This is a genomic window from Actinocorallia aurantiaca, from assembly GCF_039533685.1.
GTDB classification, from domain to species: domain Bacteria; phylum Actinomycetota; class Actinomycetes; order Streptosporangiales; family Streptosporangiaceae; genus Actinocorallia; species Actinocorallia aurantiaca.
This window is the reverse complement of record NZ_BAAATZ010000019.1, coordinates 41,998-58,259: the sequence shown is the minus strand read 5'-3', so window position 1 is coordinate 58,259 and position 16,262 is coordinate 41,998. Positions and strand designations below refer to the sequence as shown.

Sequence of the window (16,262 nt, the reverse complement as noted above, 5' to 3'; positions counted from 1 at the left end):
GACGGCGGAGCGCCCCTCGGCCGGCGGAAATCCGCAGGTGGGGGCGCTCCTGGGTGAGGACGGATCCTCGAAGGGGAGAACCTGGATTCAGAACCGCGTCGGTTCCCGGTCAGACGGTCGCCTGGCCCAGCATCATCCTCTTGAGGTACGAGGGCGCGACGAACGTGCAGTAGTGCTGGCCGCGGAAGCTCTCGGGCAGGGCGTTCCACGTCCACGGCACGGACAGCGAGCGCGACGGAAGGTGGATCTTGCCGTCCCAGCCCTTGTAGGCCGGGGGGAAGTCCCACAGCCAGTCCCAGCCGGTGAAGGCCGGGATGTCGCCGTCGACCACGACCTTCGAGGCCGGGTAGGCCAGGGAGGCCCGCTCCGCCGCGGTGAAGGAGGCGTCGACCTCCTGAAGCGTGGTCTGGTTGACCGTCCTGCACTCCTGCTCAGGGCCGGCCACGGCTTCGCCGTAGACCAGCTGCAGGTGGTCGGACCTCTTGCTCTTGCAGCGGATCTGCTTGGGCAGCGTCCCCTCCGCGTCCTCGTAGGTCACGTAGGACCCGACGACGAGGGGCTTCTCGGTGGGCTTGGACTTCTCAAAAGAGGTCTTGTCGGGATAATCAATGTTGCTCAGCTCACCTCCGGCGTTCTGGAAGGCGGCCTGGTCGAGCTTGGCGGTCTGCTGTTGCGCGCGCAGGCACAGGTCGCCGACCGGTGCCGCCGCGGACGCGGAGGAGGCGCCGGAGAGGACGGCCAGGAAACTGCCCGCCGTCCCCAGGGCGAGGAGTCCCCGCCCGATTCCGTGTCGCATGGACCAACTCCCCAAGTGAGGGAAACAATGTTTCGCTTGAGGATACAGATCCCTATGCTGGAGGGAAGTGAAAGAAGGGATACGCAATGAATCTGGAACAGGATTACGAAAAAGCGGGATTCGGGGGGAATCTACCGTTCGGACGGCGCCCCGCCGTCCTCGTGGTGGACATGGTGAAGGCGTACCTGGAGAAGGACTCTCCCCTGTACGCCGGGGTCGAGGACGCCGTGGCCGCCGGGGCCGAACTGGTCGCCGCCGCCCGCGAGAACGGCGTGCCCGTCGTCTTCACCAAGGTGGAATACCTGCCCGGCGGGGCGGACGGCGGCCTGTTCTACCGCAAGGTCCCGGCGCTCGCCGCCTTCCAGCGCGGAGGCCCCTACGGTGAGTTCGTGCCGGAACTGACGCCGCGCGAGGGCGACGTCGTGGTGACCAAGCAGTACGCCAGCGCGTTCTTCGGCACCAGTCTCGCCGCGACCCTCACCTCGATGTCCGTCGACACCCTGCTGATCTGCGGCCTGTCCACCAGCGGCTGCGTCCGCGCCACCGGGGTGGACGCCCTGCAGCACGGCTTCGTCCCCTACGTGGTCGCCGACGCCTGCGGAGACCGCGACCCGCGCCCGCACGAGGCCGCGCTGTTCGACCTCCGGCACAAGTACACCGAAGTGGTCTCCCTCGACGAGGCCGCCGGACTGCTGGCGCGACTCCCCCGCACGCCTTGACGAGGTGGCCTCCGGGATACCATGCTACTGCCAATAATGGAACACAGTTTCCCTATGCGAAACGATTCTGGAGGCGCGGGTGCAGCTTTCGATAGCGGGCGGGATCAGGGAGTTCGCGGTCAGCAGCCCCGGCGCGGTCGCCGTGATCGACGGACCGCGCCGCCTCACCTTCGCCGAGGTGCATGACCGCTCCAGCAGGCTCGCCGACGGGCTGCTGGCGGCGGGGCTGGCCCCCGGCTCCCGGGTCGGCGTCCTGCTGGGCAACCGGCTGGAATGGCCCGAGATCGCCGCCGGACTGGCCAAGGCGGGCCTGGTGATGGTCCCGCTGGGCACCCGCTCCACCGCGGCCGAGAACGCCTACGTCCTGGAGCACTCCGAGTGCGCCGCCCTGATCGCCGACCAGGCGCTGCTCGGCTCCGTCGAGACCCCTCCCCCGGTCCTGGTCTCGGTGGACGGCGGCTACGAGGAGTTCCTCGCGGCGGCCTCCCCGGTGGACCCGCGCGTCCCCGTCCGGGAGACCGACCCGTTCACCATCGTCTACACCTCCGGCACCACCGGCCGCCCCAAGGGCGTCCTGATCAGCCACCGATCCCGCACGCTCACCTTCTACTGCGCGGCGCTGGAGTGGAACCTCGGCCCGGGACGCACCAGCGTCGCGGTCGCGCCGATGTACCACGGGGCGGGTTTCGCCTTCGGCTACGCCCCGGTCTTCACCGGCGGCACCGTGGTGATGCTGCGCTCCTTCAGCGCCGAGGCGCTGCTGTCGCTGGTCGCCGAGACCAGGGCGCAGAGCGTCTTCCTCGTCCCCACCCACGCCCACCAGCTCCGCGCCTCCGGGCTGATGGACCGCTACGACGTCTCCAGCCTCGACACCCTGTTCTTCAACGCCGCGGCGCTGCCCGTCACGCTCAAGGAATGGGTCATGTCGGCCTTCCCCGGCGCGGGCGTGCACGAGCTGTACGGCTCGACCGAGGGCGGCATCGTCACCGACTGCCGGCCCGCCGACGCGCTGCGCAAGCCGGGCTCCGTCGGCCCGCCCTGGTTCCTCACCGAGCTGAAGGTCCTCGACGACGACGGCGCCGAGGTGCCGCGCGGCGAGCGCGGCGAGCTGTGCTCACGCTCCCCCTTCCTGATGAACGGCTACCTGAAGAACCCGGAGGCCACCTCCGAGGCGCTCACCGAGGACGGCTTCTACCGCTCCGGCGACATCGCGGTGCAGGACGCCGACGGGTTCGTCACCATCGTGGACCGCAAGAAGGACATGATCATCTCCGGCGGCGTCAACATCGCGCCCCGCGAGGTGGAGGAGGTCCTCGGCTCCTGCCCCGGAGTCGCCGAAGCCGCCGTTGTAGGCCTCCCGGACGAGCGCTGGGGCGAGCGGGTCACCGCCTTCGTCGTCCCCCTGCCCGGCCACTCCCCCGACCCGGACGCGCTCGTGGAGCACTGCCGGGCCGTCCTGTCCGGCCCCAAGGTGCCGCGCCAGGTGGAGTTCCTGACCACCCTGCCGCGCAACGCGGCGGGCAAGATCCTCAAGCGCGAACTGCGGAAGGACTGAAACACATATGCGGCCACACGTCGAACTGATCCAGGAGAACGACTACGTCTGGCACGGCGCGGAGCTGATCGGCGGCGAAGGCCGCGCCAGCGAGCGCCGCCTCTCGGTGGACGAAGAGGACGGCTCCTGCTCGCTGCGGGTCGACTTCCACACCCGCTGGGGGCGCGGACCGGGCGTCCACCACGCCAACACCGAGTTCTACGTCCTCGAAGGCTCGATGACGTACGCGGGCAAGGAATACGGAAAGGGCGCCTACCTCTACGTCCCGAAGGGCGTCCCGGCCGAGGCGCTGGTGTTCTCCGAGGGCTCCAAGGTGCTGCACTACCGCGAGTACGGCGACGCCGGCTTCGACGCCGGAGCCTCCCGCTGGGAGGACTCCCGTGAAGAGATCATCGTCATGGACACCGAGGCGATGAACTGGGACGCGGTGCCCAACGCCGGGCCGATGCCGGGCCTGTTCATCAAGTACCTGCACGTGGACCCGGCGACCGGCTTCTACACCCGCCTCGTGCACGCCCAGGAGGGCTGGACCGACCACCGGCTGGCCCACCACCCCTGCTACGAAGAGGCCTACACCACGCAGGGCCACATGGAGTACAACTTCGGCACCCTCGACCTGGGCACCTACTTCTTCCGTCCGGCGCGGGTCAAGCACGGCCACTTCACCACCCAGGAGGGCGGCGCGACCTGGCTGCTGCGCTCCGACGGCGAGCTGATGAACTGGTACACCCAGAACGAGTGGCTGCGCTGGGGCGGCGAGGCCGTGAACTACGGACCGAACGGCAGCCGGATGCGCTGGTCGACGTCCTCGCACGACCTCGGCCCCGACGGACGCTCGGAGCGCGACCACGAGGAGCTCGCCGCCTCCGTGGCCTACCAGCACGCCCAGGGCGAGATGGACGCCCCGTTCGTCCCGCACGGCACCGGCATCGACAAGAGCGTCATCGCGCTCGCCAAGGCCCTGGACGCGGCCGCCCTGCAGGGCGGGCACGGCGGTCACGGCCACTCGCACGACCATGACCACGACCACGGGCACGACCACTCCCACGAGCCCGAGACGCCCGCCCTCGACTGGGGCGCGGACCCGGCCTCCCTGGAGCACGCCGACGAGCGCACCGACGAACTCAGCCACAACTGGGGCGCGGGACGGCAGTGGAAGCAGGGAGACCCCATCCCCGCCCCGATCCTGTCCACCCTCCCGGTGCGCAGCCGCTCGGCCGGCCGCTGGAGCGGCGAGGGCATGTGACGATCCGCTGACGGCGGGCCCGCTCCGGCGGGCCCCCTGAAACGAGGAAGGCCCCGGTCCTTGCGGACCGGGGCCTTCCTCGTCGTACGGGCTCAGTCCGCCTGGCGGCGGCGCGGAACCAGGAACAGCGCGGCCACACCGGTGAGCACCAGGGCCGAGGCCGCCAGCGCGAAGGTGGGGATGCCGTCAGGGCTGCCGGTCTGCGGCAGGGCGTCGGTGTCGGTCGTGGTCGTGGTGTCGTCGTTGTTCGATCCGGTGCTCGAGTCGTCCGAATCGTCGTTGGAGCCGTTGTCCGGCGTGGTGGAGCCCCCGCCGAACGTCAGGGGCGCCGTGGCGATGACGGCGCCGGGGTTGGTGAGGCTGGTGACGCCGATGATGCAGGCGCCCGCCTTGGAGGTGCAGTCGACCCCGTTGATCGTCTTCACCAGCTTGATGGCGGTCCCCTTGGTGGACTTCCACGTGCCGCTGGCGTCGGCGCTGCCCTGCAGTGCGCTGCCCAGCTCGCAGTCGGTGGGGCCGGCGACCTTGGCCTTGCACTGGGCGACGTACACCTGGGTCAGGTTGGCCTTCAGGCCGGTGAGCGAGACGACGTTGATCGTGCTCCCCACCGAGAGGCCGCTGGACTTGCTCAGCGAGAGCTTGGCCGCGGCCGCCGAGGCCGAGGCCGCGGAAGGCGCGCAGACGAGCACCGCCGCCGCGCCCAGCGCGGCGACCTTACTGAATTTCATGTGATCCTCCTGAGGGACTTGCGCCTGGCGGCGAGGAAGGTGACGAGGACGAGGAGCCCCGCTGTGACGAACCACAGAGGGGCGGAGGGCCCGCCCACGCCGTCGGGGTCGGCGTCCGCCGCGGCGGGTGCCGCGGACTCGGTGGCTTCAGGCTCGAAGGTGGCGCCTTCGAAGCCGAGGCGTGTGGTCACGATGTTGGCCTTCTGGATGGCGTCGGGCACCGATCCGGGAATCGGCCCCGCACCCACCACGCACTGCTGGATGAGGCAGTCGTATTCCAGGAACTTGGTGGCGACCGTCAGGGTGAGCTCGGGGATCTTCCCCGAGCCGTCGGCGTTCACGAAGGCGGCCCCGCCTTCCAGATCGCAGTGCTTGAGGCCGTTGGTGTAGCCCTCGATGCACAGGCCGACCGCGATCTGCTTCAGCCCCGGCTTGAAGCCGGACCCGTTGACCTTGATCTTGTCGCCTTCCGCGATGCCCTCGGCCTTGCTGAGCTCGAGGACGGGGCCCTTCTCGGCCGGTGCGGCGAGAGCGGATGCGGGGGTCAGCGCCAGCGCGGCGGCGAGCGCCAGGAGCGCGGTTCTTCTCATGGGCGTCCTCGGTCCAGGCTCGCGGTCAGTTCTTCTTCGGTGGAATGGGGGAGCTCGTCCGCCAGGCGGCCGCGCCGCAGCAGGTGGGCGTGGGCTCCCAGGGCGACGGTCAGCGGCACCGGCGGCTCGGCGAGCACCACCACCGCGCCGCCCCTGGCCAGCCCGTCGAAGACGGGGGCCAGTTCGGGGTCGCAACCCCGGGCGTCGGCCAGCAGGATCCGGGGCCGGATCAGCAGCGCCTCGGCCAGGCCCAGCAGCAGCGCGCCGGTCTCGTCGAGGTCCGCGGCCGGCTCCGCTCGCCGGGCGTCCAGGGCGGGGAAGATCTCCAGCACCGCCCTGGTCCGCCACGGCTCGGTGACGGCCAGGTCGGCCAGGCGTTCGGCGACCGTCCTGCGGTCGTCTCCGGGCACGGCGGGCACCCGGTGGCACACCTTCAGTTCGGCCCTGCGCGCCGCGCCGGCCCGGGTGAGGTCGACGCCTCGGGACAGGAACCTGCCGCCGTCGGCCTTGACCTCGCCCGACAGCAGCCCGAGAAGGACGACGGATCCGCGCCCGTAGAAGGCCAGCTTCTCCCCCGGCTCGGCCCGCAGGTCGAGCCGGTCGACGGCGCGCTCGGGGTCGCTCAGCCGCCACAGGGCCAGCGGCGGCCCGGCGGCCTCGGTGGCCGGGGTGAGGTACACCGACCACACGATGAGCAGGGCCAGCGGGATGGCGCTCAGGGTGATGGCGCTTCCCGAGCCGACGAACATTCCCAGCAGCGGCGCCGCGCCGTAGGCGGCCAGGCCGCCCAGCAGCGCGGCGGTGGCGCTCAGCGCCGCGCCCCTGCCTTCGGCGAGCCGGTCGAGCCGGGAGAGCGCCGCCATGGACGCGCCGAACGTCACCGCGGCGCCGACGGCGATCCCCGCCGCCCACGGCGCGGTGGCCACCAGCAGCATGCCTCCGGCCGCCATCACCAGCAGCAGCTGGACCTCGTCCACCAGCCGGCCCAGCAGGAATGCCAGTGCGCATCCCGCGATCACCGCGGCGAACAGGAAGTACATCCGGTCGACGCCGAACAGCTCGAACCGGAACAGCCACAGCCGGTTGGCGGGCAGGATCACCGCGCCCAGCGCCCAGCCGACCGCCGCGTAGTCGGGCAGCATCCAGCGCACCTCGCGGAAGGCCCGGCGGGAGTCGGGGACGGGCCCGGAGAACGCCCCGGAGAACACCGCGAAGACGCCCGCCACGGCCAGGCCCAGACGCGGCTGGTCCTGCCACACGGCGGCGATCAGGACGGCGCCGACCGCTCCGGCGACGCCGGCGTAGCCCATGCCGCGCCCGCCACCGCCCCGGGTCAGGGCGAGCAGGGTCGGTATGCACAGGCCGACCACCATGGCCAGGGTGGCGAACACCGGGACGATCGGGAGTGCGGCCATCACCAGCAGGCTGAGTCCCGGAAGCAGGCACAGCACCCGGCGGACCACGGGGTGGCCCTCTCCGCGCAGCACCCACGGGGACACGCCGACGCCGATCAGCATGCCCATGGCGACCATGTAGCCGACCACGTCGCCGGGGAATCCGAGCAGGGTGCCCAGCCCCTCGCGCAGCAGGATCAGCGAGCCGAGCGCGAGCGGCGCCACCGCCGCGGAACCGACGATGTGGACGCGTTCACCGTGACGCATCGGACCCTCCATCGTTCAGGAAGCGGTCGAGGGCCTGGGAGTCCAGGAGCGGAGGCCCGTTCAGGTAGGCCACCAGGGAGGGCTTGTCGATCACCAGGGTCTCGCCGTCCGCACGCCTGGCGTTGCTCTCCAGGTAGGTGAGCAGGGCGGTCTGGTCGAGCGAGCGCGGGGCCGCCTTCGGCGCGGCCGGGAAGGGAACGTCTGCGGCGGCCCCGCGGGATCGGGTGCGCCTGCGGCGCAGGGCGGCGCGCACTCCTGCGAGCAGCGCCAGGAGCGCGACCAGGTTGACCGCGAACAGCAGGTACGGGTAGGTGGTGAACTTGACCTCGAACTCGGTCTGGCCCGCGAACCTGCCGCCGACCAGGAACGTCCCGTAGGAGGCGGGCGGCAGCTCGACCGGTACCCGGTAGACGGCCGTCGCCCCGGGTTCGATGGTCCCGGTGGGCGGCGCGGTCAGCGGGGACTCCGCCGTCGCGTCCGCGCCCCAGCCGACGACCAGCGGGGCGTCCGTCACCGGGTCCGGACCGTTGTTGCGGACGGTGAGCACCAGCGTCCGCTTGGTGCGCCAGCCGAACAGCTCGCTGACGCCGCCGCTGCCGCGCAGTTCGGCGTCGACCACGTCGATCCGGGCGGGGTTCTCCTGCTTGACGACGTCGGCGGTCTTGTGGCCGAGCACGGTGAACGGGATGTCCACCGTCATCTTCTCCGAGCCCGACGGCGTCACCATGTGGATAACGCAGGGGCACGGTACGGGCGGGGCGCTGACGGTGAGCCCGGCGGTGACCACACCGTCGGGGCCGACCGGCGCGGTGACCGCGCCGGGCTGGTCGCAGTCGACCGAGCCGTTGACGGCGTTGCGGCCGCAGACCGAGACCTGCACCGAGACGCCGACGGGCCAGCCCGCGCCTCGGACCTGGACGACGGTCCCGGGAGCGCCCTCGGCGGGGGCCGCGCTCGCGCCCGGGTCCGCCGAGGCCGGCACGGGCCACAGGAACAGGGACACCAGCACGAGTGCGGCGAGAACGCGTGGACGACGCGTGCCGGTCATGCGTTTCTCCGAGCGATGAGATGCCGACGCAGCCGCAGGAGCAGGGCGGCCGCGAGGACGAGGGCGAGTACGGAAACGAGCGTCTGCCAGGGCAGGGAGGTGTAGCCGGTACGGGCGACCGATTGCAGGCCGGCCTGGGTCTTCAGTTCGACGGTGACCTTCACGGTGTCGGCGGGCGGGGCGCCGGGCCACTTCAGCTCGACCTCCACGTCCTCTCCCGGGAGCAGTTCGGGCATCGCCCGCTCCGGGAAGTCGCGCAGGACCCGGCCGAAGAGGCCGGTGGCGCGGATCTGGGCGGTGGGGGTGAGCCGGACGTTGCCGACGTTGACGATCCGGTACTTGATCACGGTGCCGACGGGGCTGCCCCAGGGCAGTTCCGGCTTCGTGTTCTCCACCCGCAGGCCCTCGACCTTGGCGCCGGGCACCAGGGAGCCTTCGAGCCGCAGGTAGATCCGGGCGCCGACGGCACGGCGCAGTCCGAGGACGGTGCCGCCGGTCTGCTTGACCGCTTCGACCTGCTTGTTGGCGACCACGACGCCGCCGATGTGGTCGCCGGGGGTGGCGTTCTTCGCGACGTTCACGATGAACGGCACGTCGACGGCGCGGCCGGCGGGGACGGTGACGTCGCGGCTGCCGACCTTGGTCCACAGGCCGATCCCCTTCTGCGGCTCCTCAGCACCGCGCAGGGCGAAGGCGCCGTCCCGGGCGGTGTTGTAGCCGTCCGCTCCGTAGACCTCGAACTTCATCTTCTTGCCGGTGAGGTTCCAGATCCGGACGGTGTCGCGGATGACGTCGCCCGCGCGTCCTTCCAGGGTGAAGTGCAGCCGCGGGGTGAGGGTCTTGCTGTCGGTGGCGGGTCCGACGGCCCAGGAGCCGTTTCCGGTCGTCCCGGCCGCGGGCTGCTCCTTGGCGTCCTTGCTGGCCGGCGGGGATTCGCCGTCCGCGCGGGCCGGGGAGACGGGGGCCAGCGCGGACAGCAGCACGACGAGGGCGGTGATCACTCTGATCATGTGGTCACCTCCTTCGGGGGAAGATGGCCCCGCCGGGCGGGCGCGTTCGCCCAGCGGGGAGCAAAGGGGGGTAGGGGGACAGAATCGGGGTCTTTTCAGGACAGGGTGAGGGTGAGGACCGCGTCGTACTCCCCGGAGGCGGTGGCCGCCGGGACCTCGAGCGACAGGTCGGCCCCCGCGTCGTAGGTTCCGCCGACCGGTCCCGCGGTGCTGTCGGCGGTCGAGCACAGCAGCGCGCCCGCCTCGCCGAGCGCTCCGGGGGTTCCGGTGACCACGGGGGTCGCGCCGGCCCTCGCGGTGCACTGCGGGGTCCAGCTGAGGTTCCCCGCCGCGATCGAGGCGCCCGCCGGCCCCTTGAAGTCACTGAGAGTGCCGATGAGCGACCAGCCGACGGACGAGCCGCGCGCGTCGCTGACGGTCACCCGCTTGAGCGTTCCGGTGGTGGTCTTGACGCTGCCGTCCAGGGTGACGGGGTCGAGGACGACCTCGCCCGGGTCCTGGGCGAGTGTGAGGGGTCCGCCGGCGACGGTCACCGAGACGTCCTGCTGCCCGCACTGGTCGGGTTCTTTGCCGGCGCAAGGGTCGGGTTCGGCCTCCGTACCGGGGGCCTCCACCTTGAGGGCCACCAGTTTGACCATGTCGCCCTGGGTGGCCTTGATCTTGTAGGTGCCGGTCGCGGTGCCGTCCTTGACCTTCGCGCTGCCGGTGAGCTTCCCGCCCTCCACCGCCGTGGAGGCGTCGGTGAGCCGGTTCGGACCGCAGTCGGTGCCGTCGGCGTCGCACAGCGCCAGCTTCACCGCCCCTCTCCCCCAGCCGGAACCGGAGATCTTGATCTCGGTTCCGGGGGCGACGGTGGCGGGGTCGGCCAGCAGGGTGACGGGCGAGCTCTCCCCGCGCACCTTCACCGACAGCAGCTTGGGCGGGTTTCCCTTGGGAACGCAGGTGATCTGCACCGAGATGCCGAACGAGGTGCCCGTGATGGTGAGGGCACCGAGGGTGACGTCGAGGGTCCCTCCGGCCGTCAGCGGGACCCGTGCGGTGAGCTCGCCGATCGGAAGAGGCTTTTTCTCCTTCACCGGACCCTTCCGCTCAGGCCCCGTGAGGTCGTATGTTCCCGTCTGTGCACCTGACACGACGAGCTTCGCCGTCGTCCTCCAGGAGTCGACCGTGAGCGGCGCGACTCCTGGGAGGTCGGAGAAGTCCGCCTCGATCCGGGCGGTGTCCCCGACCCCGCCGGGCGAGGGGGGACCACTCACCCGGACCTCGGCGGTGTAGGTGAAACGGCTGGCGAAGATCTGGCAGTCGTAGGTCACGGTGCCGGTTCCCGCCCGCGCCGGCTCCCCCACGGCCGTCGTGGCGGCCACGGCGGTGGCTCCTGCCACGAGGCCCCTGAGGGCGGCCTGTCTCTTCATCACGGGGTGAACTCCGTCTTGTTCCGCTAGAGGAAACACAGTTTCGCAATGTGGGCCTAGAGAACCGCTCCGGACGGACCGCTGTCAAGGGCAAGGGGTGACGCGAAACCCAAACGTTTCATTCAGGGATCATTCGTTTCCCATCCATCCGAAACTAGGGATACCGTCCCTGGACATGCGCACCGTGGTACGTCTGGTCGCGGAACTCCTCATCACCGCAGGCCTCGTCATCGCCCTCTTCGTCTCCCACCTGACTTGGGGGACGGACGACTACGCCCGCCGCGCCCAGGCGGGCCTCAACGACGAACTCGACGCGCTGTGGCGCAAACAGACCACGGTCTCGGCGGCGGCCCAGCCGGGCAGGCCGAAGGTCGTGCCCAAGACCGTCGTCGCCACCGAGCGGGGCAAGGCCTTCGCGGTGATCCGCATCCCCCGTTTCGGTTCCGGCTGGCGGTACGCCACCGTCGAAGGGGTGAGCAACGCCGACCTCGCCAAGGGCCCGGGGCACTACCCGGGCACCGCGATGCCCGGCGAGGTGGGGAACACGGTCTTCAGCGGGCACCGCACCACCTACGGCGGCCCCTTCAACCGGCTGGACGAGCTGGTGGCCGGGGACCAGATCCTCGTGGACACCGCCTCCGCCACGCACGTCTACCGGATGACCGGCAGCAAGGTCGTGCTGCCCACGGACGTGTCGGTCATCGCTTCGGTGCCCGGCAAACCCGGCGCGAAGGCGAAGAAGGCGCGGATGACGCTCACCACCTGCCACCCGAAGTTCTCCGCGGCCTACCGGCTCATCGTCTTCGCCGAGCTGATGCGCAGCGAGCCCCGCGCGATGACCTGATCCCCCCCGCCCGCCACCAGGCAGGACCCGGATCGTCTCGGCCGACTTTCGCCGACTGTTCCTCACAGGGTAACGTCGTTTCCATAACCTCAACGGGGCACCGCGCGAGAAAGGCATGGAGCTGACCTTGCTCTGGAACGATTTGACCGGGGCGACGGTCCTCGACCTCGCCCAGCCCATGCGAACCGGCATGCCGCAGTCACCCAACCACCCGCCGTTCCGCATGCTGCTGGAACGGCGTCACGGTGACATGGTCCGGGCCGACGGAGGATCCGCCGCCAACGAGATCATCATCACCGGCGGCCACGTCGGCACCCATGTCGACGCCCTGGCGCACGTCTCCCACGAGGGGCTGCTGTACGGGGGCGGGCCGGCCGTCTCCGACCACCGCGGCTTCGCCGAGATGGGCATCGACGACTTCCCGCCCTACGTCGGGCGCGGTGTGCTGCTGGACGTCGCCAAGGTCCACGGCGTGCCGGTGCTCCCCGCCGGATACGAGGTGACCGTCGACGACCTGGAGAAGGCCGCCGACGGCCTCGACATCCGCCCCGGCGACGTGGTGCTCATCGGCACCGGCTGGTCGCGGCACTGGGAGGACGGCGAGCGCTTCATCGGCGCCAAGGACGGCGTGCCGGGTCCCGGCGCCGCCGCGGGCAAGTGGCTGGCCGGGCTGGGCGTGCGCGCCGCGGGCGGCGAGACCATCGCCTTCGAGCACCTGGCGCCCGGCAAGGGCCACGCACTGCTGCCGGTCCACCGCATCCTGCTGGTCGAGTCCGGCATCAACATCATCGAGACCATGCGGCTGCTGCCGCTGCTGGAGTCCGGCACGCGGGAGTTCCTCCTGGTGCTCAACCCGCTGCCGATCGTCGGCGCCACCGGCGCCCCCGTCCGCCCGCTCGCCGTGCTCCCGGCGGTGGCCGGTGAGTGAGCTCACGCAGGTCCAGACGCTGGCGGAGTTCGCCGTCGGCTGCCGGGACGAGGGGATCCCCTCCGAGGTCGCCCAGGACGTCTCCGAACGCGTCCTGGACGTCGTCGGCAACTGCCTCGCCGGACGCGCCGAAGAGACCTCCGAGACCGATCCCGGCAACGCGGTGCTGTCCACCGTGCGGGGCTGGGGCGAGGGCGGCACGGCCGAGGTGCTCGGCACCGGGCTGACTCTCCCCTCCCCCAACGCCGCCCTGGTCAACGGCACCTACGCGCACGCGCTGGACTTCGACGACACCCACCTCCCCTCGGTGCTGCACCCCAGCGCCTCGGTGGTCCCGGCGGCCCTGGCCGTCGCGCAGGAACGCGGATCCTCCGGCGCGCACCTGCTGGCCGCCGTCGCCGCGGGCATCGAGATCTGCAACCGCCTGGGCATGGCCTCCTACGACCGGGAGCTGCGCAACTCCGTCTTCTTCGAGAAGGGCCAGCACGCCACCTCCATCTGCGGCACGCTCGGCGCCGCCGCGGCGGCCGCGCTGCTGTACGGGCTGGACGCCCAGGGCGTCGCCTCGGCCGTCGGCATCGCCGCGAGCATGGGCTCGGGCGTCCTGGAGGCCAACCGCACCGGCGGCACCGTCAAGCGCATCCACTGCGGCTGGGCGGCGCACGGAGGCGTGGCCGCGGCCGGGTTCGCCGCCGCCGGGGTGACCGGGCCGCCGACCGTCCTGGAGGGCCGGTTCGGCTTCTTCCAGGCCTGGCTGGACGGCACGTACGACTCCTCCGCGCTGATGGACGGGCTGGGAGAGCGCTGGGAGACGACCCGGACGGTCTACAAGCCCTACCCCACCAACCACTTCACCCATCCGGCCATCGACTGCGCGCTGGCGCTGCGCGAGGGCGGCCTCGACCCGGCCGACATCACGGCCATCGAGGCGGGCTTCCCCGCGCCGACGCTGCGCACCGTCGGCGAACCGCCGGAGGAGAAGGCCAGGCCCCGTTCGGCCTACCACGCCAAGTTCTCCGGCCCGTTCACCATCGCCACGGCGCTGCTGGGCGGCGGGGGCCTCGGCGTCTACCTGGACGACTTCGCCGACGGCTCGCACGAGGACCCCGAACGACTCGCGCTGGCCGCCAAGGTGACCTGCTTCGCCGACGAGAAGGCCAGTGACATCTTCCCCAACGCCTTCGCCGCGGTGCTGCGGGTGACCACCCGCGGCGGCTCCGTCCTGGAGCACCGGGTGGACTCCTCGCGCGGCGGTCCCGGGCACCCGCTGCCCGCCTCCGACCTTCGCACCAAGTTCCTGCTCAATGCCGCCCGCGCGGTCCCGCAGGACCAGGCCGAGGCCCTGGCCAGGGCCGTCACGGCTCTCGCGGACAGCCCTCGGGTCGGTCCCCTCACGACGGGAGAATGACCGATGGGAGCACATCCCTACGGTTGGTGGATCATCCTCCACCTCGTACTGTTCGTCTTCTGGCTGGGCGGTGACCTCGGCGTCTACTACTCCAGCCGGTTCGTCATCAAGCCGGACATCACTCCGGCCGCGCGCAGCACCGCGCTGAGCATCATGAACGGCCTCGACCTCGGCCCGAAGATCTGCCTGGTGCTGTTCCTGCCCAGCGGGCTCACGCTCATGGCGATGGACCCGCACGGCGCCGAGCTGGCCGGCTACGACGTCTTCAGCTGGCCGCTGGTGGTGCTGACCTGGGTGTTCTCGTTCGGCTGGCTGGCCTCGACCATCGTCGACCACCGCACGCACGGGAAGTACCCGTGGGTGAAGCGCGCGGACTGGACGATCCGGATCGGGCTCATCGCCGGGCTGCTCGGCATGGCGGGCTACGCGTTCTTCGCCGCCGAGCCGTTCGGCGTCGACACCAACCCCAAGTGGCTCGCCGGGAAGATCTTCTTCTACGGGCTGGCGATCGCCTGCGGCCTGGGCATCCGGATCAAGCTCAAGCCGTTCGGGCCGGCCTGGGGCGGCCTGATGACGCAGGGCAGCAGCCCGGAGACCGAGAACGCCATCAAGCGCTCGATCGACGGCTGCGTGCCCTACGTGCTGGGCATCTGGGGCAGCGTGCTGGTCACCGCGGCCCTGGGCGTGCTCAAGCCCGGCGCGAACCTGTAAGGGTCACCCGGGATGGCCGAGCTGAGCGGAGACCCGCGCCGCCGAGGCGAGCAGCAGCGGGGCGTACTCCCTGATCTGCGACTTGAACCTGGTCAGGGGGCCGGAGACGCTCAGCACGGCCAGCACCCGGCCGTCGTGGTCGAAGACCGGCGCCGCGATGGACGCGGCGCCCTCCTGGCGCTCGCCGAGCGAGGTGGCGTATCCGCGCTTGCGGATCAGCACCAGCTCGGCGCGCAGGGCGTCCTCGTCCACGATGGTCTTGTCGGTGATGGCGGCCAGCGGGTGGCGGGCCAGGTAGCCGTCGACCTCGGCCTCGTCGAGGAAGGCGAGGAAGGCCTTGGAGGAGCTGCCCGCGTGCAGCGGGTAGGGGATGCCGAGGCTGACCTCCATCCGCAGCTCCTGGTTGGGCACCGCCTGGTCCACGTACATGCGGGTGTCGCCGCGGCGGACCGACAGCGTGGAGGTCTCCCCGGTCTGGCGCGACAGCAGCCGCAGTTCGGGGCCCACCATGGCGCGCAGGTCCATCCGCGCCATGTAGGCGCGGCCCAGCGAGATCGCGGCGTGCCCGAGCGCGTAGCGGCGGGTCACCGGATCGACGGTGATGAGCTCCTTGCTGCGCAGCGCGGTGAGGATGCGGTGGACGGCGGCCTTGGTCAGGCCCAGCTCCGTGGCGATCTCCGTCACGCCGAGATCGGGCCTGGTGCTGCGCCCGAACAGCAGCAGCACGTCCATGGCCCGTTCCACCGCGGCGATCGATCTGCTCTGGCCCTCGGTGCCCTCATCGCCCTTGGTCGAAGCTGTCCTAGGCACGGTTTCGCCTCTCCTGAAGTGGTCCGACACGAGAAGTCTAAGGCAACACGTTTCTCTACGGGAAACATCCTTGGAAACGCATTGACACCCCATCCGGAGCATTGTTACCTTCTGCGGGACAGTGTTTCCATACGCGAAACGAGGGGGGCTCAGGTGGCGGTCGACGCCGAGACCTTCAAATCCGTGCTCGGACAGTGGCCCACCGGGGTCGTCCTGGTCACCACGGTCGCGGGAGAAGACTGGCACGGAATGACGGCCAGTTCGTTCTCCAGCGTCAGCCTCGACCCTCCGCTGGTCCTGGTCTGCCTGGACACCCGGCTCTACAGCCACCAGCTGATCTCCGACAGCGGCATGTTCGGCATCAGCATCCTCGGCCGGGACCAGGCCGAGCTCGGCCAGCGCTTCGCCGGCCGGCTCCCTCCCGCCGAGCGGTTCGAGGGGCAGGAGTGGCTGACCCCCGAGACGGGCTCGCCCGTGCTGGCCAACGCGCTCGGCTGGCTGGACTGCCGGGTCGTGCACGCCTACCCGGGCGGGGACCACACGATCTTCGTCGGCGAGGTGCTCGCCGCCGACATCCCGCGCGCCACCGGCCCGCTGCTGTTCCACTCCCGCAGCTGGGGCCAGCTCGCCGACCCGCTGCCCGCCGAGGTCACCCTCGCCGACACCGGTCTCGCCGACGCGCTGGAGCGCCGCGGCCTCGCGGCCGGACCGCTGCTCAAGGCGGTGCGGGAGGCCGGGGTGCGCACCCGGGTGCGCGAGGACGAGCCGGACGAGTCCGGCTCCGTACTGATGGACT

General features: G+C 71.2%; 16 protein-coding genes. 8 read left to right on the top strand and 8 right to left on the bottom strand.

What is annotated here, in order from left to right; genetic code table 11:
- Positions 1 to 109: 109 nt before the first annotated feature.
- Positions 110 to 796 carry a hypothetical protein gene (locus tag ABD327_RS22370; RefSeq protein ID WP_344452556.1) on the bottom strand — a complete coding sequence of 229 codons (687 nt, stop codon included), beginning with the start codon at positions 794 to 796 and terminating at the stop codon, positions 110 to 112.
- Between the two features lie 86 nt (positions 797 to 882).
- Between ABD327_RS22370 and ABD327_RS22365 the strand changes: the two genes are divergently transcribed.
- The 3 genes from ABD327_RS22365 to ABD327_RS22355 all read left to right on the top strand — a co-directional run bounded on the left by ABD327_RS22365 (position 883) and on the right by ABD327_RS22355 (position 4,316).
- Entirely contained in the window at positions 883 to 1,515 is a 633-nt protein-coding gene (locus ABD327_RS22365; RefSeq protein ID WP_344452554.1) for an isochorismatase family protein, read from the top strand.
- A 79-nt stretch (positions 1,516 to 1,594) separates the two neighbouring features.
- The gene (locus ABD327_RS22360; protein ID WP_344452553.1) at positions 1,595 to 3,070 is read left to right on the top strand and encodes a class I adenylate-forming enzyme family protein; all 1,476 of its coding nucleotides are present in this window, start codon (positions 1,595 to 1,597) and stop codon (positions 3,068 to 3,070) included.
- Positions 3,071 to 3,077: 7 nt separating this feature from the next.
- Complete coding sequence (locus ABD327_RS22355; protein WP_344452552.1) at positions 3,078 to 4,316, top strand: DUF4437 domain-containing protein; 1,239 nt, start codon at positions 3,078 to 3,080, stop codon at positions 4,314 to 4,316.
- A 92-nt stretch (positions 4,317 to 4,408) separates the two neighbouring features.
- Here ABD327_RS22355 and ABD327_RS22350 read toward each other — a convergent pair whose 3' ends face one another.
- The 6 genes from ABD327_RS22350 to ABD327_RS22325 all read right to left on the bottom strand — a co-directional run bounded on the left by ABD327_RS22350 (position 4,409) and on the right by ABD327_RS22325 (position 10,768).
- On the bottom strand, positions 4,409 to 5,044 hold the full coding sequence (locus ABD327_RS22350; protein ID WP_344452551.1) for an LPXTG cell wall anchor domain-containing protein: 636 nt from the start codon (positions 5,042 to 5,044) through the stop codon (positions 4,409 to 4,411).
- On the bottom strand, positions 5,041 to 5,634 hold the full coding sequence (locus ABD327_RS22345) for a neocarzinostatin apoprotein domain-containing protein (protein WP_344452550.1): 594 nt from the start codon (positions 5,632 to 5,634) through the stop codon (positions 5,041 to 5,043). The genes ABD327_RS22350 and ABD327_RS22345 overlap by 4 nt, the downstream gene beginning before the upstream one ends.
- Complete coding sequence (locus ABD327_RS22340; RefSeq protein ID WP_344452549.1) at positions 5,631 to 7,295, bottom strand: hypothetical protein; 1,665 nt, start codon at positions 7,293 to 7,295, stop codon at positions 5,631 to 5,633. The genes ABD327_RS22345 and ABD327_RS22340 overlap by 4 nt, the downstream gene beginning before the upstream one ends.
- Complete coding sequence (locus ABD327_RS22335) at positions 7,282 to 8,343, bottom strand: hypothetical protein (protein ID WP_344452548.1); 1,062 nt, start codon at positions 8,341 to 8,343, stop codon at positions 7,282 to 7,284. The genes ABD327_RS22340 and ABD327_RS22335 overlap by 14 nt, the downstream gene beginning before the upstream one ends.
- Positions 8,340 to 9,353, bottom strand: coding sequence for a hypothetical protein (locus tag ABD327_RS22330; protein ID WP_344452546.1), 1,014 nt, complete (start codon positions 9,351 to 9,353; stop codon positions 8,340 to 8,342). Before ABD327_RS22330 ends, ABD327_RS22335 begins: the two co-directional genes overlap by 4 nt.
- A 95-nt stretch (positions 9,354 to 9,448) precedes the next feature.
- Entirely contained in the window at positions 9,449 to 10,768 is a 1,320-nt protein-coding gene (locus ABD327_RS22325) for a WxL domain-containing protein (protein WP_344452545.1), read from the bottom strand.
- Positions 10,769 to 10,940: 172 nt separating this feature from the next.
- Between ABD327_RS22325 and ABD327_RS22320 the strand changes: the two genes are divergently transcribed.
- From ABD327_RS22320 to ABD327_RS22305, 4 genes are all read left to right on the top strand, one after another.
- Positions 10,941 to 11,609 carry a class E sortase gene (locus ABD327_RS22320; RefSeq protein ID WP_344452543.1) on the top strand — a complete coding sequence of 223 codons (669 nt, stop codon included), beginning with the start codon at positions 10,941 to 10,943 and terminating at the stop codon, positions 11,607 to 11,609.
- A 127-nt stretch (positions 11,610 to 11,736) separates the two neighbouring features.
- Positions 11,737 to 12,537 (top strand): cyclase family protein, encoded by an 801-nt coding sequence (locus ABD327_RS22315; RefSeq protein ID WP_344452542.1) that lies wholly within the window; start codon positions 11,737 to 11,739, stop codon positions 12,535 to 12,537.
- A complete protein-coding gene (locus ABD327_RS22310) occupies positions 12,530 to 13,945 on the top strand; it encodes an MmgE/PrpD family protein (RefSeq protein ID WP_344452541.1) in 1,416 nt (471 codons plus the stop codon). Before ABD327_RS22315 ends, ABD327_RS22310 begins: the two co-directional genes overlap by 8 nt.
- A 3-nt stretch (positions 13,946 to 13,948) precedes the next feature.
- Positions 13,949 to 14,656 (top strand): hypothetical protein, encoded by a 708-nt coding sequence (locus tag ABD327_RS22305; RefSeq protein WP_344452539.1) that lies wholly within the window; start codon positions 13,949 to 13,951, stop codon positions 14,654 to 14,656.
- 3 nt (positions 14,657 to 14,659) lie between these two features.
- Here the strand turns inward: ABD327_RS22305 and ABD327_RS22300 are convergent, their stop codons facing one another.
- The gene (locus tag ABD327_RS22300) at positions 14,660 to 15,466 is read right to left on the bottom strand and encodes an IclR family transcriptional regulator (protein ID WP_344452538.1); all 807 of its coding nucleotides are present in this window, start codon (positions 15,464 to 15,466) and stop codon (positions 14,660 to 14,662) included.
- A gap of 153 nt (positions 15,467 to 15,619) precedes the next feature.
- Between ABD327_RS22300 and ABD327_RS22295 the strand changes: the two genes are divergently transcribed.
- Positions 15,620 to 16,262, top strand: a 643-nt coding sequence (locus tag ABD327_RS22295; RefSeq protein ID WP_344452537.1) for a flavin reductase family protein, incomplete at its 3' end; no start/stop codon positions are given.

Coding starts and splice junctions, on each gene's coding strand:
- ABD327_RS22305 (WP_344452539.1), top strand. CDS start 13,949: ATGGGAGCACATCCCTACGGTTGGTGGATCATCCTCCACCTCGTACTG.
- ABD327_RS22370 (WP_344452556.1), bottom strand. CDS start 796: ATGCGACACGGAATCGGGCGGGGACTCCTCGCCCTGGGGACGGCGGGC.
- ABD327_RS22335 (WP_344452548.1), bottom strand. CDS start 8,343: ATGACCGGCACGCGTCGTCCACGCGTTCTCGCCGCACTCGTGCTGGTG.
- ABD327_RS22345 (WP_344452550.1), bottom strand. CDS start 5,634: ATGAGAAGAACCGCGCTCCTGGCGCTCGCCGCCGCGCTGGCGCTGACC.
- ABD327_RS22350 (WP_344452551.1), bottom strand. CDS start 5,044: ATGAAATTCAGTAAGGTCGCCGCGCTGGGCGCGGCGGCGGTGCTCGTC.
- ABD327_RS22320 (WP_344452543.1), top strand. CDS start 10,941: ATGCGCACCGTGGTACGTCTGGTCGCGGAACTCCTCATCACCGCAGGC.
- ABD327_RS22355 (WP_344452552.1), top strand. CDS start 3,078: ATGCGGCCACACGTCGAACTGATCCAGGAGAACGACTACGTCTGGCAC.
- ABD327_RS22340 (WP_344452549.1), bottom strand. CDS start 7,295: ATGCGTCACGGTGAACGCGTCCACATCGTCGGTTCCGCGGCGGTGGCG.
- ABD327_RS22365 (WP_344452554.1), top strand. CDS start 883: ATGAATCTGGAACAGGATTACGAAAAAGCGGGATTCGGGGGGAATCTA.
- ABD327_RS22330 (WP_344452546.1), bottom strand. CDS start 9,353: ATGATCAGAGTGATCACCGCCCTCGTCGTGCTGCTGTCCGCGCTGGCC.